The organism is Myxococcus vastator, assembly GCF_010894475.1.
Lineage (GTDB): Bacteria > Myxococcota > Myxococcia > Myxococcales > Myxococcaceae > Myxococcus > Myxococcus vastator.
The window spans coordinates 1-1229 of sequence record NZ_JAAIYB010000865.1; the positions used below are offsets into that span (position 1 = coordinate 1).

1 protein-coding gene is annotated in these 1229 nt (G+C 55.4%); it reads left to right on the forward strand.

The features are described from left to right. Window positions 1-1229: DUF6531 domain-containing protein (locus G4D87_RS37950; RefSeq protein ID WP_240358944.1), on the forward strand; the 1229-nt coding region annotated here is incomplete at both ends.

The window sequence follows — 1229 nt, forward strand, 5'->3', positions numbered from 1 at the left end:
GGTTGGTGGATGCTGAAGTGGTGACGTGGACGCATGATGGTGCTGGAGAGTTGTTGGATTTTGTAAGAGAGTCCATTATTTTCACAGAGGATGAGCCTCTCAATGATGAGATGTCCGTGGTTCATCGGCCGATGTTCCTGATGAATGAGGCGCGACAGTATTATTATTATCAAGGCATTGTGTTTGAGCCTGGGAAAGTGGACCCTGTTTACTGTCGCCGAGATGTGACTGCTTTTGATTACTCGACGGTTCCTTCGATGGAGCTCGTCCGGACGTTGCCTGATGATAGGATTATTGTATCCGGCGGGCAGGTGCACTCATCTGATAAGGCGCTTGGGTTCATGGTGACGAACCGAAGTTCGGACACGCTGCATGTTCGAATGATTGTCCAGCCCAATGAGCCAGGCGATACTATCGTGCTCGGGTTCGACGAACTTCCTCGCGATGGGGACGGTGATACAGAGGTGCCGCCCAATACGCGTCTCACCCGGCAGTTGAGGATGAATCCGTATACTCATGGCGGGAGGATTCGTTTTGAGTTGTACGCGAATGACTATGGTCCTTCGTCGGTCGTGAAGGTTCTTCAGGCGACTGGCGAGTTTGAGGTGGCTGCGCCGCCGTCTGGAATAATGATGGACGGACTGCCGTTGCGTGCGCGCTGGGTGCTGCCGGCTTGGGACTTTGTCTCGGCACTCAAGCCTACGCCAGGCCAACCGCTTCCCGACGACGCCCAAGTGCCCGTAGCCGATGCCGCGCATCTTGGAATAAAGGTCTACTCCAACGGAACGCTTGTCGTCCGTCGTGATGGGCAGGAGGTGGCTAGTGCTTTGGTGCAGGCGAATGTAAACGGTATTGCTCAAGTCGTTGCTCACGGAGGAACGCCTGTCTATTTAGGGCAGAACGGCTACGCCGTAGTCGAACTGCCGCCTGGTGCTGCGGGGACAGAGACGGTCCGAGTCACTTTGGTTCCAGAGAACCCCAATGCATCAGCCTTGAACAGGGAAGTGCCGCTCACGACCACAGTAATGTCGGTGGGAAGGCTCCCTGTGAGCCATACCTTCGTCAAGGACGTCAGCTTGGTCGATGGACACTTGGTGAAGCGGACTGTGGATGTGGAGGTGTCTAGCCGAGGGGTTGGACTCTCATGGGGGCGTGCATACTCCAGTGGCGACTCGGATGAAGGTGCCTTGGGTTTGGGGTGGACTCATACATGTCTCTTATACACCTCT